General features: G+C 75.2%; 17 protein-coding genes. 2 read left to right on the top strand and 15 right to left on the bottom strand.

The annotated features are described in order from the left end of the window. The first annotated feature begins 18 nt into the window (after nucleotides 1–18). On the top strand, nucleotides 19–762 hold the full coding sequence (locus M3673_RS00680) for a sirohydrochlorin chelatase (RefSeq protein WP_251530808.1): 744 nt from the start codon (nucleotides 19–21) through the stop codon (nucleotides 760–762). A gap of 79 nt (nucleotides 763–841) precedes the next feature. Here M3673_RS00680 and M3673_RS00685 read toward each other — a convergent pair whose 3' ends face one another. The 13 genes from M3673_RS00685 to M3673_RS00745 all read right to left on the bottom strand — a co-directional run bounded on the left by M3673_RS00685 (nucleotide 842) and on the right by M3673_RS00745 (nucleotide 11575). Beyond that, nucleotides 842–1261 (bottom strand): DUF3037 domain-containing protein, encoded by a 420-nt coding sequence (locus M3673_RS00685; RefSeq protein ID WP_251530809.1) that lies wholly within the window; start codon nucleotides 1259–1261, stop codon nucleotides 842–844. Continuing rightward, complete coding sequence (locus M3673_RS00690) at nucleotides 1258–2100, bottom strand: HipA family kinase (protein ID WP_251530811.1); 843 nt, start codon at nucleotides 2098–2100, stop codon at nucleotides 1258–1260. Before M3673_RS00690 ends, M3673_RS00685 begins: the two co-directional genes overlap by 4 nt. Next, nucleotides 2097–2981, bottom strand: a complete 885-nt coding sequence (locus tag M3673_RS00695; RefSeq protein ID WP_251530813.1) for a PPK2 family polyphosphate kinase — start codon at nucleotides 2979–2981, stop codon at nucleotides 2097–2099. The genes M3673_RS00690 and M3673_RS00695 overlap by 4 nt, the downstream gene beginning before the upstream one ends. Further along, nucleotides 2978–3472, bottom strand: coding sequence for a phosphoribosyltransferase (locus M3673_RS00700; protein ID WP_056862722.1), 495 nt, complete (start codon nucleotides 3470–3472; stop codon nucleotides 2978–2980). The genes M3673_RS00695 and M3673_RS00700 overlap by 4 nt, the downstream gene beginning before the upstream one ends. 141 nt (nucleotides 3473–3613) lie before the next feature. Further along, on the bottom strand, nucleotides 3614–4480 hold the full coding sequence (locus M3673_RS00705; protein WP_251530815.1) for a regulatory protein RecX: 867 nt from the start codon (nucleotides 4478–4480) through the stop codon (nucleotides 3614–3616). A gap of 2 nt (nucleotides 4481–4482) precedes the next feature. Beyond that, nucleotides 4483–5529, bottom strand: coding sequence for a recombinase RecA (recA, locus tag M3673_RS00710; protein ID WP_056862721.1), 1047 nt, complete (start codon nucleotides 5527–5529; stop codon nucleotides 4483–4485). A gap of 243 nt (nucleotides 5530–5772) precedes the next feature. Next, a complete protein-coding gene (locus M3673_RS00715; protein WP_251530818.1) occupies nucleotides 5773–7008 on the bottom strand; it encodes a HAMP domain-containing sensor histidine kinase in 1236 nt (411 codons plus the stop codon). After that, complete coding sequence (locus M3673_RS00720) at nucleotides 7005–7688, bottom strand: response regulator transcription factor (protein ID WP_251530820.1); 684 nt, start codon at nucleotides 7686–7688, stop codon at nucleotides 7005–7007. The genes M3673_RS00715 and M3673_RS00720 overlap by 4 nt, the downstream gene beginning before the upstream one ends. A gap of 2 nt (nucleotides 7689–7690) precedes the next feature. Then, on the bottom strand, nucleotides 7691–8209 hold the full coding sequence (locus tag M3673_RS00725; RefSeq protein WP_251530822.1) for a hypothetical protein: 519 nt from the start codon (nucleotides 8207–8209) through the stop codon (nucleotides 7691–7693). Continuing rightward, a complete protein-coding gene (locus M3673_RS00730; protein WP_251530824.1) occupies nucleotides 8206–9414 on the bottom strand; it encodes a molybdopterin-dependent oxidoreductase in 1209 nt (402 codons plus the stop codon). The genes M3673_RS00725 and M3673_RS00730 overlap by 4 nt, the downstream gene beginning before the upstream one ends. 63 nt (nucleotides 9415–9477) lie before the next feature. Then, a complete protein-coding gene (locus M3673_RS00735) occupies nucleotides 9478–10215 on the bottom strand; it encodes a methyltransferase domain-containing protein (protein WP_251530826.1) in 738 nt (245 codons plus the stop codon). Further along, on the bottom strand, nucleotides 10212–10922 hold the full coding sequence (locus tag M3673_RS00740) for a DUF2064 domain-containing protein (protein ID WP_251530828.1): 711 nt from the start codon (nucleotides 10920–10922) through the stop codon (nucleotides 10212–10214). The genes M3673_RS00735 and M3673_RS00740 overlap by 4 nt, the downstream gene beginning before the upstream one ends. Continuing rightward, the gene (locus M3673_RS00745) at nucleotides 10919–11575 is read right to left on the bottom strand and encodes a glycosyltransferase family 2 protein (RefSeq protein ID WP_228942047.1); all 657 of its coding nucleotides are present in this window, start codon (nucleotides 11573–11575) and stop codon (nucleotides 10919–10921) included. Before M3673_RS00745 ends, M3673_RS00740 begins: the two co-directional genes overlap by 4 nt. Nucleotides 11576–11828: 253 nt before the next feature. On the opposite strand from M3673_RS00745, the gene M3673_RS00750 reads away from it, so the two are divergent. Further along, on the top strand, nucleotides 11829–13238 hold the full coding sequence (locus M3673_RS00750) for a hypothetical protein (RefSeq protein ID WP_251530830.1): 1410 nt from the start codon (nucleotides 11829–11831) through the stop codon (nucleotides 13236–13238). 54 nt (nucleotides 13239–13292) lie between these two features. Here the strand turns inward: M3673_RS00750 and M3673_RS00755 are convergent, their stop codons facing one another. Further along, nucleotides 13293–14348: an NAD-dependent epimerase/dehydratase family protein gene (locus M3673_RS00755; RefSeq protein ID WP_251530832.1), complete on the bottom strand. Its 1056-nt coding sequence runs from the start codon at nucleotides 14346–14348 to the stop codon at nucleotides 13293–13295. Further along, the gene (locus tag M3673_RS00760; protein ID WP_251530834.1) at nucleotides 14345–15178 is read right to left on the bottom strand and encodes an S-methyl-5'-thioadenosine phosphorylase; all 834 of its coding nucleotides are present in this window, start codon (nucleotides 15176–15178) and stop codon (nucleotides 14345–14347) included. Before M3673_RS00760 ends, M3673_RS00755 begins: the two co-directional genes overlap by 4 nt. Nucleotides 15179–15222 lie beyond the last annotated feature (44 nt).

The following is a 15222-nucleotide window of genomic DNA, read 5'->3' on the forward strand; positions in this document are numbered from 1 at the left end:
CAAGGGAGGCCACCTCCGATGGCAGCTCCGGCACTGATCGCCCTGGCCCACGGCACCCGCGACGCGCGCTCCTCCGCGACCATCACCGCGCTGGTCGACGAGGTGCGCGCGATGCGCCCCGACCTCAAGGTCGAGCGCGCGTTCGTCGAGTCGGCCCGGCCCGCGTTCCAGACCGTCGTCGACCGGCTCGTCAAGGCCGGGCACGAGGAGATCGTGGTCGTGCCGCTGCTGCTGACCGAGGGCCAGCTCCTCGCCGCCGACGTGCCCTCCGCCGTGGCCGCGGCCGCGGAGCGGCACCCGGGGCTGCAGATCCGCTCGACGGCCATCCTCGGCCTGGAGCCGTGCTTCCTCGAGGTGCTCGACGTGCGGCTGCGCGAGGCGCTGCGCCAGTCGCGGGTGCGCGAGCTCGACGCCCTCGTGCTGGCCGCGTCGGGCTCCACCGACCCGCTGGCCAACCAGGCCGTCGCCCGCCTCGCCCGGCTGTGGGGGGCCCACCACCGCCTGCCCGTCACCGCGGCCTTCGCCTCGGTCTCCCCGCCGGCCACCGGCGAGGCCGTGCGCGCCTTCCGCGGCGAGGGCCGTCGCCACATCGCCGTGGCCTCGCTCTTCCTCTCCCCCGGTTGCGCCACCGACCGCTCCGCCGAGCTGGCCCTCGAGGCCGGTGCGGTGGCGGTCTCCGAGCCGCTGGGCGCCCACCCCGAGGTCGCCCGCACCGTGCTGGCCCGCTACGCCGTCGGCGCCGTCGAGCTCGTCCCGGTCTGATCCCGGGCCCGCCCCGTGGTGGGGCCCGGGCCTCGGCGCCCCGGGGCGCTCGGCACACCGGGGCTCAGCACACCGGGGCTCAGGTCACCAGGCAGGCGAGCAGGCGCCGCAGCTCGACGGCGGGGTCGGCGGTCAGTCCGCCGTGCACCGGACCGGGCTGCACCACGGTGCTCTTGGGTGCCTTGAGGAACCCGAAGCGCTGTCCCACCGGGTGGCGCGAGGCCGCACCCCCGCGCTCGTCCCCGGCGCTGACGGCCTCGGCGAAGCGCAGCGAGGCGCAGACCTGGTCGACGTCGAGCCCGGCGCTGAAAGCGGTCAGGCGCTCGCGGTCGCAGTGCCACGCCGTGCCCAGGAAGTCGCCGGCCTGGCAGTAGAGCACCACGCCCACGTTGAGGAACTCCTCGCGGTCGGCGCGCGGCACGCAGCGCAGCACGACGTACTGGTAGGCCATCAGCGGACGCGTCGGGGCGCCGGCGGACCCGGCCGGCACGCCGCTCACGCGTCGGCCCCCGGCAGCCACTGGCGGGTGCCGAGCCGGGCGGTGAGGAAGGCGACGTACGCCGCGCGCAGCGCCGCGGGCGTCTCGGCGCCGGGCACGGGCTGGAGCCAGGCGTCGGGCACGCGCTCGAGCACGCCGGGCAGCACCTCGGGCGTCAGCACGTCGCTGATCGCCGCGTCGACGGCGCCGAGGCCGCCGACGTGGGCGCCGAGCACGTGGTCGGAGACGTCCCAGCGCTGGGCGGCGAAGCGGGCCGGGTCGGTGACGCCGCCGCTCCAGGCGTGGTGGAAGTACAGCGAGGCGCCGTGGTCGATGACCCAGAGGTCGTCGTGCCACACCAGGAGGTTGGGGTTGCGCCAGCTGCGGTCGACGTTGGCGCAGAACGCGTCGAGCCACAGCACCCGGGCGGCCTCCTCGGCCACCGTCGCGGTGCCGCCGCCCGGCGTCGTGGCCGCCCGCTCGCCGTCGTAGCCGAAGGAGCCGGGCAGGAAGTCGACGCCCAGGTTGAGCCCCACCGACGCGACCAGCAGGTCCTGGACCTCCTCGTCGGCCTCGTAGCGCGCGATCTCCGCGTCGAGCTCGAGGGCGACCAGCCGCGGGGTGCGCAGCCCGACCAGACGGGCGAGCTCGGCGACCACGACCTCGGCGACCAGGACCCGCACGCCCTGGCCCGCGCCGCGGAACTTGCACACGTAGGTGCCCAGGTCGTCGGCCTCGACGATGCCCGGCAGGCTGCCGCCCTCGCGCAGCGGGGTGACGTAGCGCGTGACGGCCACGGTGGGCAGCGGGCCGTCGTCGACGGCGCGGTCGGCGGCACCGGACGGGTGGTCCGTGCTCACGCCGCGCTCCCCTCCGGGTCGGGATCGGGATCGGGGTCGGGATCCGGGTCGGCCTCGTGCAGCAGGCGCCGTCGCTGCTCCGCGACGTCGTAGCGCGCCGGGGGCCAGGTGGGCGCGAGGCCCTCCAGGGCGTCGAGCAGCAGGCGCCCGACCGCGAGGTTGCGGTACCACTTGCGGTCACTGGGCACGACGTGCCACGGGGCGACCTCGGTGTTGGTGCGCTCCAGGGCCGTCTCGTAGGCGGCGCGGTAGGCCGGCCAGAGCTGGCGGTCGTCGATGTCCCCGGGGGTGAACTTCCAGTGCTTGTCGGGTCGGTCGAGGCGCTCCAGCAGCCGCTCGCGCTGGGTGTCGGCGCTGATGTGGAGCATGCACTTGACCACGGTCGTGCCGGCGGCCAGCAGCTCGGCCTCGAAGTCGTTGATGGCGGCGTAGCGGCGCTCGATCTCCTCGAGCGGGGCCAGGCCCCTGACCCGTGCGGCGAGGACGTCCTCGTAGTGGGAGCGGTCGAAGACGCCGATCAGCCCCGGGCCGGGCAGCGCGCGACGGATGCGCCACAGGAAGTCGTGCTCCCGCTCCTGCGCCGTGGGGGCCTTGAAGGACGTGATCCGCAGACCCTGGGGGTCGACGAGCCCCAGGGTGTGCCGCAGGACCCCGCCCTTGCCCGAGGTGTCCATGCCCTGCAGCACCAGCAGCACGCTGCGGGGGTGCTCCGTGGTGTGCTCGGAGAAGAGCCGCTCCTGCAGCTCGCCCAGCCGCGGGCCGAGCTCGGCGAGCGCGACCTTGCCGGCGGTCTTGCCGTGCGCGAAGTCGGGCGTGGCGTCGGTGGGCAGGCCGCGCAGGTCCACCGGGCCCGTCGGCAGCCGCAGCAGCGAGGCGCTCACGCGTCGACCACGGTGGAGCGGGTCACCAGCGGCGGCTGCGTGGACCACGGGAAGTTGATCCAGCGCGTCGTGCGACGCCAGGCGTAGTCGGGCTTCACCACGCTCTGCGGCTTCTCGTAGACCACCGCCGAGCGGGCCTCGGCCACGTGGTCGGCGCAGAAGGCCAGCACCGACTCCAGGGTGCGTCCGCTGTCGGCGACGTCGTCGGCGATGAGCACCTTGAGGCCCGACAGGTCGACGGCCGCAGGCGTGGGGGGCAGCATGATCGGCACGTCGAGGCGCTGGTCGACGCCGGTGTAGAACTCGACGTTGACCGCCGAGAGGTTCTTGACGTCGAGGGCGTAGCCCAACCCCATGGCCAGGCCCAGACCGCCCCGGGCGATGGCCAGCACGAGGTCGGGCTCGTAGCCGTCGTCGACCACCTGCTGGGCCAGGTCGCGCACCGCGGTGCCGAAGAGGTCGTAGGTCAGGATCTCGCGCTCGTCGGCCACCCGGTCATTGTGGCGGGAGGCCGGCCGCAGCGTCGAGCGGGGGGCGTGGCGAGGGCGGGCGGGGCGCGTTCCTCGACCACGGTGCGGCGAGTAGGTGGTGTCGAGACGCTCGCTGGCGCTCGCTCCTCCACCACGATCGCGTCAGTCGAGGGGGTCGGGCTCGTCGCGACCGGAGGCGGCGAGCTCCTGCTTGACCACGGAGAAGGCCAGGCCCGAGCCGTAGCCCTTGCGCGCCAGCATGCCGACGAGACGGCGGGTCGCGGTGACGTCGTCGACGCGCGAGAGCGAGCGCAGCTTCTTGCGCACCAGCTCGCGCGCGGCCTGCTCCTCGTCGTCGGGGTCGATCTCGTCGAGGACCGTGCGGGCGACCTCGTCGTCGACGCCCTTGCGTCGCAGCTCCTGGCTCAGCGCGCGGCGCGCCAGGGACTTGCTGCCACCCCCGCCGGCGCCGCGGGAGGAGACCCAGAGCCGCGCGAAGGCCTCGTCGTCGATGAGGCCGACCTCCTCGAAGCGGTCGAGGAGCGCCGTGGCGATCTCGTCGGGCACCTCGCGCTGCGCGAGCTTGTCGCCGAGCTCCTTGCGACTGCGGGCACGGCCCGTGAGCTGGTCGAGCAGGATCGTGCGGGCCACCGACTCCGGGTCGGCCTCGGGCCCCAGCGCAGCACGGTCGGGGGGCGGCTGGCCCGCCGACGAGCGGCTACGACCCTGCCGCCGACCCTCGGACCCGCCGGGGGCCCGAGAGCCACGGCGACCCGAGGACCTCGCCTCCCCGAAGGAGCGCGAGGCCCCGTCGGCCCCGGCCGCGCCCTCGGCACCGCCGGACCGCGCGGACGGCGCAGACCGCTCGGAGCGCTGGGTCCAGGCGTCGACGCCCACCGAGACGTCGCCACGCCAGGACGGGGAGACCGCCGGCTCGCCCAGGTCGGACTCGGTCGCGTCGACCCCGGCCCACGACGGGGCGGGCCGGGGGTCGACGTCGCGGTCGACCGGTCGCTGCGACCGTGTCACGATCAGAAGTCGTCGACGCCGACCGGGTCACCGGGCAGCGAGACCTCGGCGTCGACGGTGGGGCCGACCCCGAGCTTCTCGAGGATCTTCTTCTCCAGCTCGTTGGCCAGGTCGGGGTTGTCGCGCAGGAAGGTGCGGGCGTTCTCCTTGCCCTGACCCAGCTGGTCGCCGTCGTAGGTGTACCAGGCGCCGGCCTTGCGGACCAGGCCCGCCTCGACGCCGACGTCGATCAGGCCACCCTCGCGGCTGATGCCCTTGCCGTACATGATGTCGAACTCGGCCTGCTTGAAGGGCGGGGCGACCTTGTTCTTGACGACCTTGACGCGGGTGCGGTTGCCGACCATGTCGGTGCCGTCCTTCAGCGTCTCGATGCGGCGCACGTCGAGGCGCACCGAGGAGTAGAACTTCAGCGCGCGACCACCGGTCGTGGTCTCCGGCGAGCCGAACATGACGCCGATCTTCTCGCGCAGCTGGTTGATGAAGATCGCGGTGGTCTTGGAGTTGTTGAGCGCACCGGTCATCTTGCGCAGCGCTTGGCTCATCAGGCGGGCCTGGAGGCCGACGTGGCTGTCGCCCATCTCGCCCTCGATCTCGGCGCGGGGCACGAGCGCGGCCACGGAGTCGATGACGATCAGGTCGAGCGCGCCCGAGCGGATCAGCATGTCGGCGATCTCGAGGGCCTGCTCACCGGAGTCGGGCTGGGAGACCAGCAGGGCGTCGGTGTCGACGCCGAGGGCCTTGGCGTAGTCGGGGTCGAGGGCGTGCTCGGCGTCGATGAAGGCGACGATGCCGCCGTTGCGCTGGGCGCTGGCCACCGCGTGGAGGGCGACCGTCGTCTTTCCGGAGGACTCCGGACCGTAGATCTCCACCACGCGACCACGCGGCAGGCCGCCCAGGCCGAGGGCGACGTCGAGGGCGATCGACCCGGTGGGGATCACCTCGAGGGGCGCGCGGGTCTCGTCGCCGAGGCGCATCACCGAGCCCTTGCCGAACTGCTTCTCGATCGAGGCGAGCGCTACGTCGAGGGCCTTGTCGCGGTCTCCAGCCATGATGTCTCCGTCCTGGGGCGGAGGGCGCTCGGCCCTCCACGGTGTGGTCTGTGGTGTCGTGCAACGTCTGTGCCGGGAACGCTAGAGGAGCCCGCCGACAGTCGGGGAACGGTGACCCGGGACTGTGGAGAACGCCGATCTGCGCGCCGTCCCGTGCACGGTAGCCCGAACACGTGTTCGACCCCAGTCGACACGCCGCGCCGCGGCGGCGACCGGTCGACGCCGTGCTCCTCTGGCCGACGGTCAGGAGTGCGGGACGGGAGCCGGGACCACCGCGTCGGGCGGCCCGGGGCCGTCGACGGGGAGCACGACCCGGAAGCGGCAGCCGGTCGGCCGGCCCCCCTGGTCCACTCCCTGCTCGGTGACGTCCTCGGCGTGCACGCTGCCGCGGTGGGCCTCCACGATGCCCTTGACGATGGCCAGGCCCAGCCCGGCCCCACGACCGGTGACGTCGTCGGGGGTGCGCGAGGGCTCGGCCTGCCAGGCCACGTCGAAGACCCGGGCGAGGTCGACGGCCCCGATGCCGCCGCAGCCGTCGGTCACGACGAGCTCCACGCAGTCGCCCCCCGCACCGTCCCCCGCGGCGGCGCGCACCCCGGCGGCGAGGCCCGTGCCCTCGACGTGCACCGTGCCCCCGGGCGGTGTGTGGCGCACGGCGTTCATCACCAGGTTGGAGACGACGCGCGAGAGCCCCGAGGGGTCGGCGACGAGCTCGAGACCGCCGGACACCGCTCCCCCGAGCCTGACCCCACGGGCCCGCGCCACCGGGTCGGCGGCGGCGATCGCGTCGCTGACGACGTCGCCCAGCACGACGGCCTCGGGGGCCAGCCGCAGCACGCCGGCGTGGATGCGGGAGAGCTCGAAGAGGTCGTCGACCATGCGGACCATGCGGTCGACCTCGACCCGGATCTGGCGGTGGTAGCGCTCGGGGTCGGGGGTCATGCCGTCCTCGAGCGCCTCGGTCATCGCCCGCATGCCGGCCAACGGGGTGCGCAGGTCGTGGGAGACCCAGGAGACCAGCTCGCGGCGCGAGTCCTCCAGGCGCGCCGCGCGCCCGCGGGCCTCCTCGAGCCGGGCGTGCGCGGTGGCGAGCTCCTCGGACAGCGCGCGGAACTCCGAGGGCCCACGGGCCCCGCCGACGTACGGCGAGCCGGAGCCCACCCGCCGCACCTCCTCGCGCAGCGACAGCGACCAGCGGGTGACCGCCCGCGAGAGGGCGAGCGCGACCGCCAGCGCGACCACCGTGGCGGCGCCGGCCACGAGCGTGACGACCTCGACGTCGTCGTCGCTGATGAACATGCGCTGGGAGGCCGCGAGCACCCCGGCGAGCACCGCGGCCACCGGCACGACCGCGGCGAGGCCGAGCTGCCAGCGGATCGACAGCCGGCGCACGAGCCAGGCCAGCAGCAGCCCGACGACGCCCACGACGACGGCCGCGACCGCCGCCACGAGGACGACCTGCGCCTGCTCGCCGTTCACGACGCCTCCCACCGGTAGCCCACGCCCCACACCGTCAGCAGCCGCTGTGGGTGGGTGGGGTCCTGCTCGACCTTCTCGCGCAGGCGTCGCACGTGCACGGTGACCGTGGAGCGGTCGCCGACCGACCAGCCCCACACCTCCTGCAGCAGGTCGTCGCGGTTGACCGCGACGCCGGGGTGGGTGAGGAACCACCACAGCAGGTCGAACTCCCGGGCGGTCAGGGCCAGCTCGCGGCCCGCCCGGGTGACCGTGTGACGTGCGGCGTCGACCTCGAGGTCGCCGTCGACCACGACCCGCGGACCGACGACCTCGGCCGGCTCCGACGTACGCCGGAGCACCGAGTCGACCCGCAGGGCCAGCTCGCGCGGGCTGAAGGGCTTGCTCACGTAGTCGTCGGCGCCGTGCTCGAGGCCGGCGACCCGGTCGCCCTCCTCGCCGAGGGCGGTGAGCATCACCACCGGCACGTCGCCGCTGCTTCGCAGCCGACGGCACACCTCGAGCCCGTCGATGCCCGGCAGCATCAGGTCGAGCACCACGAGGTCGGCCGGACGGGAGCCCATCAGCTCCAGCGCCGCCTCGCCGTCGCCGGCCTCGACGACCTCGTGGCCGTGGGCGCGCAGGTAGGACACGACGACCTCGCGCACGGTGAGGTCGTCGTCGACGACGAGCACGAGGGCCACGCTCAGCGACCGGCGGGGCCGGGGCGGTCGGGCGGGCCGGACGGGCCGGGCGGGTTGGACGCGACCGGGCCGGCGGCGTGCTGGGCGCGCTGCGCGCGCCGCCGCAGCAGGCCGGCCACGACGACCCCGAGCAGCACGAGCCCGGCGACGGCGACCCAGCCGGCGGTGTAGTCGCGGTCGAGCAGCGTGGGGTTGTCAGCGCGCTCGCCGAAGCGGCCCAGCACGGGCACGGCGAGCAGGGTCAGGCTGCCCAGCAGGACGAGACCCACCGTGGCGGGGGCACGGAAGGGGCGGGGCACGACGCGCGCGCCCACCACGACGAGCACGAGGACGAGCGGGGCGAGCACGGCGTCGTGGAGCACCACGCCGGAGGCCGCCCACAGCAGCGCGTCGAGCACCTGGGCGGGCTCGGCGCGCGACCACAGCAGCCACGCGCCGTACAGCCCCAGGGCCACGCCGACGGCGCCGAGCGCCAGGCGCAGGCCCAGCGGGGTCGGCGCGACCCCGGTCGGGGCGCTCACGCGAGCACCTCGAGCGACGTGACCCACTTGGTCTGGAGCACCCCGGGACGGTTGGGGGCGATGATCCGGCAGGGGAAGCCGTGGTCGAGGCTCAGCGTCTCGCCGTTGACCTGCAGGGCCAGCAGCGTGCGGTCGTCCTCGACGAAGGAGGCCTGGAGCGCGGTGGTGCCGAAGGCACCGGCCCGCTGCAGCGAGGTCACCCGCAGGTCGCTGTCGGCGGGGGCCTCGACCAGGGCGAGCAGGTCGGCGACGCGCACCCCGGTCCAGGTGGCGTCGGCCGACCAGCCCTCGACGCAGGCGATCGGGAGGTCGACGGTGTGCTGGGTCATCGCCAGCAGGTCCTCGCGGCCGAGCTCGACGGTGCGCGAGCCGTGGGCCACCGTGAGGCGGTAGGAGTCGCCGACGTCGTCGGTGGTGACCTGGGCCGCCGCGGCGGAGCGGTTGACCGGCAGCCCCTGCGGGCCGTCACCGGTGCGGACGGCGAGCACGGAGACCTTGCGCAGCAGCGGCACCGTGCTGCCCGCGGTGGCGAGCACGGCCAGGCCGGCCGCCGCCCAGGTCGTGCGCAGCAGGCCGCGCCGGGAGAGCCCGCCGCCGCGCTCGGTCGGCCGGTCGGTCCCGGGCCCGTCGGTCCCGGGCCGGTCGGTGCGGGGCCGGTCGAGGGTGGTGTCGTCGACGTCGGCGCCGAGCGCGGCGCGGATGACCGGCAGCTTGACCGCGACGTGCACGACCAGCGAGCCGATCGCCACCCACGCCACGGCGTAGTGGGTGGAGCGGAAGGAGAAGGCCCAGGGGTACCACTGGGCGGAGTTCATGAGGCCGGTGACGAGCAGGAAGACCGCCGAGCCGACGAGCGCCAGGATCGAGGCCCGCTCGAGGGCGGTGACGGCCAGCGCGCGCACCCCGCGGCCCGGCCGGGCGAAGAGCCGCGGGAAGACCGTCCAGAGCTTGACCAGCAGCAGCGGCACGGCGGCGGTGCCGGTGATGACGTGGAGGCCCTGGGTGACGCGGTAGCCCCAGGAGGGCGAGGCCGGGAACGGCACCGGGTGGTCGACGTTCTGCGCGTAGTGGCTGACCAGCCCGGTGAGGAAGCAGACGGTGAAGCAGACGCCCAGCCACAGGCCGACGCGGGCGGCGACGGTGGGACTGCGCAGCTCGGAGCGGAAGCTGTCCTCTCTCGGCAGGCGCTCGGCCAGCCGGCTCATCACCGCCACGTCGTCACGTCCCCGTCCGGGTGCGGGCGAGGGGTCCTGCGCTGGGGCTCGTCATCAGGTCGTCGGCTCCTCGGGGTGGTGGGGTTCCCGAGAGACGTCCTGCAGGTGGCGTGCCGCGCCTGCGGGTGCGAGGGGGACCGCCGCGACGGGGGCGAGCTGCTCCTCCAGCACGGCGCACCAGCGCCCGGCGAAGGGCTCGCACGCGCTGACGCCCCAGCCCGCGGCCTCGGCCACGTGGGCGATGTCGTCGACCCCGAGCACCGACCAGCGGAAGGGCCGACTGCGCACGTCGTCGCCCTCGATGCTGGCCCACGTGGTCGTCATCGGGACCCCCGGCGGCGCCACCTCGACCACGACCCGACCGCGCGGGTCGAGCACCTCGCGCACGCGCCGCAGCAGCCGCACGGGGTCTCCCCCGATGCCGACGTTGCCGTCGGCGAGCAGCGCCGACTCCCAGCGCCCCTCGCCGGGGATCGACTCGAAGACGTCGCGCAGGATCGCCGAGGCGCCGCGCTGTCGGGTCTGCTCGACGGCCTCGTGGACCACGTCGATGCCGAGCACGACGTGGCCGCGCGCGGCCAGGCCCGCGGAGAGCCGGCCCGGTCCGCAGCCGATGTCGATGGTGGGGCCCACGCACCACGCGAGCAGCGCGTGGTCGGCCTCGTCGGCCTCGCGGGTCCAGTCCGCCACCGGGAGCGGCGACGGCTCGGGGCCCAGGCCCACCACGCGGCACGGCATGCCCCGCAGGGCGTGGGTGAAGACGGCGGAGAAGGACTCGTCACGCACGCTCACGAGGCCACCTCCGGGCTCCAGGCCGCGGCGAAGCGGCCACCGGGCACCAGGGCGACGACCGCCTCGGCGTCGGCCACCGTGTCGATGTCGCGCAGCACCGCGGTCGTGGCGACGGCCAGGCCGGCCGCCTCGAGCGCCGCGCGGGTGTCGTCGTGGGTGGTGGGCGTCGACATCGGCACGCCGCGCAGCGCGGCGGCGGCGAGGGGGTCGCGCAGGGCGAGCACCCACCAACCGCCGTCCTCGGCGGGGCCGAGCACGGCGTGGTGGTCGGCCAGCGGTGCCGCCGCACCGAGCAGCAGGTCGGGCGTGACCTGCGGGGTGTCCATGCCGACCTGCACCACCGGGCCGGGGCCGGCGGCGGCCACGTCGGCGTGGGCGCGCACGAGTCGCTCGTCGAACCCGTCGCCGACCTGCGGGGTGACCTGCCAGCCGTGCAGGTGGCGGCGGATGCGCTCGCCGTGCACGGCGTCGAGCAGCTCACCGTCGAGGGAGAGGTGGCAGCGGTCGGGGCCCACCGCGTCGGTGCAGGCCACGAGGGTGTCGAGCAGGGAGGCGGCGGCGATCTCCGCGGCCAGGTCCATGCCGATGTCGGCGCCGAGGCGGGTCTTGACCCGCCCCGCGACCGGTGCCTTGGCGACGACCAGCATCCGCGGCGCCGCGGCCGGGTCGGCGCCTGCGGCGTACGGGGTGGGGGTGGTGCTGCTCATGCGAGGGCCTTCCAGAAGTCGCGCGCCGTGCGGACGGTGCCCTTGACCGACCCCGACACCTTCGAGCGGGTGCCGGCGGCGCGGGGGTGGTAGCCGACGTCGCGCTCGGAGACCCGCCACCCGGCGACGGTGACCTTCTGCAGCAGCTCGACGGGGTAGCCGAAGCGGCGGTCCTCGACACCGAGGTCGAGCAGGTCCTGGCGCCGCGAGACCCGCATCGGGGCGATGTCGTGGGCCTGCATCGCGATCCGTCGGCGCAGCCAGGCCACGATCAGCGCGTTGCCGGCGCGGGCGTGCCACGGCCACACACCGCGCTGCACGGGGCGGCGCCGGCCCACGGCGAAGTCGGCGCGGCCCGAGGCGACGTCGTCGAGCAGCGGCAGCAGCTCGGCGGGGTCGAAGGAGCCGTCGCCGTCCATGAAGGCGACGTAGTCGTGGGTGGCGGCGAGGAGCCCGGCGTGCACGGCCGAGCCGTAGCCGGGCACGCTCTCGCGCACGACCCGGGCGCCGAGCCGCTCGGCGACCGCGGCCGTGCCGTCGACCGATCCGTTGTCGACGACGATCACCGAGAAGCGGGCGGGCACCCGCGGGATCAGGTCGCCCAGGGCAGGCGCCTCGTCCTTGCAGGGGAGGACGAGGTCGCAGACGGGCACGTCGTCAACGGTAGGTGGCATCGTGGCGGTGAACCCTTACGAAGAGGTGACGCCGGTCGGTCCGGCCGCCCCATCGAACCGCACGGGGCGCTCGGGGGTGTTCACCCGGGAGGCCAGACGTTCGCGTGTCGTTCCCCCGGCGTTCCCGCAGCGTGCGCCGCGTGTCGTGCGCGATCGCGCGCGTGGCTGCGGCACCGCGCGGGCCCGGGTCGTCGCTGACGGGCGCCACCGGTGGGCTGGCTAGGGTCTGGGCATGGCGACCAGCCCCCCTCTGACCGACCCGCCCCCGGCCCCGGCGGGAGCGGCGCCGGTCGAGGACCGCTCCGGCGCCCGCGCCGCCGCCTGGGGCCTCGGCGTCGCCGTCGTGCTGGTGGCGCTCGCGATCGTCGTGCCCCGCGTCCTCGACTGGGAGACCTGGACGCGCGCGCCGCGCTCCTACACCGACCTCGCGGTGCCACCGCTGCACGGGTTCTGGGACCCCAAGCTGTTCGGCCCCGGCACGGTGCCGGCGCTGCTGGTCGCGCTCGTGGGGTGGCGCTGGTTCGCCGGGTGGGCGGAGACCCTCCCGTGGCGGCGGCTGCTGCTCGTGTCGTACGTCGTGGCGCTGGCCTGGATGGTCTCGCTGGCCCTGGTCGACGGCAGCTCGGGTCTCTCCCGGGTGCTGGGCAGCGACGTGGAGTACCTCCCCACCGCCCGGGAGGTCGACGGGATCGGCACCCTGCTCCAGGAGTACGTCGGACGCATCTCCTACTCCTCCCCCGACAACTGGCCCACCCACGTCGCCGGCCACCCGCCGCTGGCGCTGCTGTTCTTCGTCGGGCTGGTGCGGGTCGGTCTGGGCGGCGACCTGGCGGCCGGGATCGTGGTGACCGTGCTCGCCGCGACCACGGCGCTGGCGGTGATGACCACGCTGCGCGCGCTGGGTCACGAGGCGCTCGCCCGGCGGGCCGCTCCCTTCCTCGTGCTCGCCCCGGCGGCGGTCTTCATGGCCGTCTCCGCCGACGCCCTCTTCGGCGCCCTGGGCGCCTGGGGCCTGGCCTGCCTGGCGCTCGGGGCCCGCCACGCCTCGCGCCGCGGACTGCTGGCGTGGTCGACCCTGGCGGGCCTGCTGCTCGGCGCCATGGTGATGACGTCCTACGGCCTGCCGCTGCTCGGCCTCACCGCGCTGGCGGTGCTGGCCCTGGCCCGCTCCTGGCTGCCGCTGCCGGTCGCCGCGGGCGCCGCGCTCGTGGTGGTGCTCGGCTTCGCCGCGGGCGGCTTCGCGTGGTGGGAGGCCTACCCCGTGCTCCACGACCGCTACTGGGAGGGCATCGCCGCCGACCGGCCGGCGTCGTACTGGCTGTGGGGCAACCTCGCGGCGCTCGTGCTCAGCGCGGGCCCCCTGCTCGGCTCGGCCCTGGCCGTGGCCGGCGTCCGGGCGCGCCAGCTGGGACGCGACGTGCTCGCCTCGCCGCTGCTGCTCGTGCTCAGCGCCGCCCTGGCCGTGGCCGTCGCCGACGCCTCCCGGATGAGCAAGGCCGAGGTCGAGCGGATCTGGGTGCCGTTCGTGCCGTGGATGATGATCGGCGCGGCCTTCCTGCCCGAGCGCTGGCGGCGCTGGGGGGTGGGTCTGCAGCTGGTCGCGGCGCTGCTGCTGCAGCACCTCATGTACACCAGCTGGTAGCCCAGCCCAGCCCGGTCGGGGCGGCCTCGGCACCCGGCCGCCCCGATCCGTGCCTCAGGCGCGCAGCGGCGCGATGGCGAAGGCGGGCAGGCCCTCCTCGGGGGCGATGGCCGCGGCGAAGCCGAGCTCGGCGCGGGCGCGCTCGGGAGAGGCGACGATGTGGCGCACGTCGCCGAGCCGGAAGCCGCCGGTGACCTCGGGGGCGATCTCCGCGCCGCCGTCGGCGCCCGTGCCGGTGGCGACGAGCTCGGCGACCTGCTTGATGCCCACCGGTCGCCCGGAGGCGACGTTGTAGGCGGCGTAGTGGCCCGTCGGGGCGGCCACGACGGCGCGCAGCGCGGCGACGTTGGCCTGCGCGACGTCGCTGACGTGCACGAAGTCGCGCATCTGCGCGCCGTCCTCGTAGACCTTGGGCGCCTCGCCGCGCTCGAGGGAGGACCGGAACATCGCCGCCACCCCCGAGTACGGCGTGTCGCGCGGCATGCCCGGGCCGTAGACGTTGTGGTAGCGCAGCGCCACCGCGGCGGCGTCGGCCTGGCGCACCCACGCCGAGGTGTAGTGCTCCTGGGCCAGCTTGCTGGCGGCGTAGCTGGAGCGCGGGTCGAGGCGTGCGTCCTCGTCGACCAGGGCCCAGCCCAGCGGTCCGCCGCACACGGGGCAGTGGTTGTCGAAGTCGCCGGACTCCAGCGCCGCGACGGTGCGCGGCCCCGGCGCCTGGTCGCCGTGCTCGGGGCAGGTGTAGCGGCCCTCGCCGTAGACGACCATGCTCGAGGCGAGCACCATGCGGTCGACGCGCGCCTCGTGCATGGCCGCGAGCAGGACGGCCGTGCCGTAGTCGTTGTGCGAGGCGTAGGCCGGCAGGTCGGCCACCTTCACCCCGGCCCCCACGACGGCCGCCTGGTGGCAGACCGCGTCGACGCCGTCGAGCAGCGCGCTCACCGCGTCGGCGTCGCGCACGTCGACGTGGTGGGTGCCCGCGGGCGGGCGGGCCTCGCCGTGGGCCATGTCGAGCATCCAGTCGACGCGCACGACCTCGTCGCCGTCGGCCTCCAGGGCCTCGGCCACCGCGGCGCCGATGAAGCCGGCCGAGCCGGTCAGCAGGACCTTCACGCGCCGGCCTCCTCGCCCTGCTCGCCCGCGCCGGCGGGGGTCGGGATGCCGTAGGACAGCTCCATGCCCTCGGCCCACGTGGAGCAGGTGCACCCGTCGGGGTCGGGGAGGCTCTCGATGGTGCGGGTGAGCACGCCCTTGAGCCGCTCGAGGTTGGCCTTGAAGAGGGCGAAGACCTCCTCCTGGCCCACGCCCTGGCCGGCCTCGACGCCGGCGTCCATGTCGGTGACCAGCGCGATGGCGGTGTAGCACTGCTGCATCTCACGGGCCAGCGGCGCCTCGGGGTGGCCGGTCATGTTGATGAGCGACCAGCCCTGGGCGGCGTAGTGCTGCGACTCCGCGCGGGTGGAGAAGCGCGGGCCCTCGATGACCACCATCGCGCCGCCGGCCTTGATCTCCGGGTCGGCGCCGGCCACGGCCGCGCCGAGGCGCTCGCAGTAGGGGTCGGCGTAGGGCAGGTGGACCGCACCGCTCTCGACGTAGGACGGGATGCGGCGGTAGGTGCGGTCGACCAGCTGGTCGGGCACCACGATGTCGCCGGGCGCGACCTCCTCGCGCAGCCCGCCGACGGCACACGGTGCGAGCACCTGCCGCACGCCCAGCGAGCGCAGCGCCCAGAGGTTGGCGCGGTAGGGGATGGCGTGGGGCGGGTAGTCGTGGTGGTCGCCGTGTCGCGGCAGGAAGGCCACCCGGCGCCCGGCCACGGTGCCGACCGAGATGGTCGCCGAGGGCAGGCCGTAGGGGGTCTCGACGCTGACCTGCTCGGGGTCGTCGAGGAAGGAGTAGAAGCCGGTGCCGCCGATCACGGCGACGTCTGCGGTCGCGTTCATGGCCGCAACTGTGCCAGCCCTCACTCCGGCCCTCGCCGGGGGTG

The organism is Nocardioides sp. P86, from assembly GCF_023712465.1.
Taxonomy (GTDB): domain Bacteria; phylum Actinomycetota; class Actinomycetes; order Propionibacteriales; family Nocardioidaceae; genus Nocardioides; species Nocardioides kribbensis.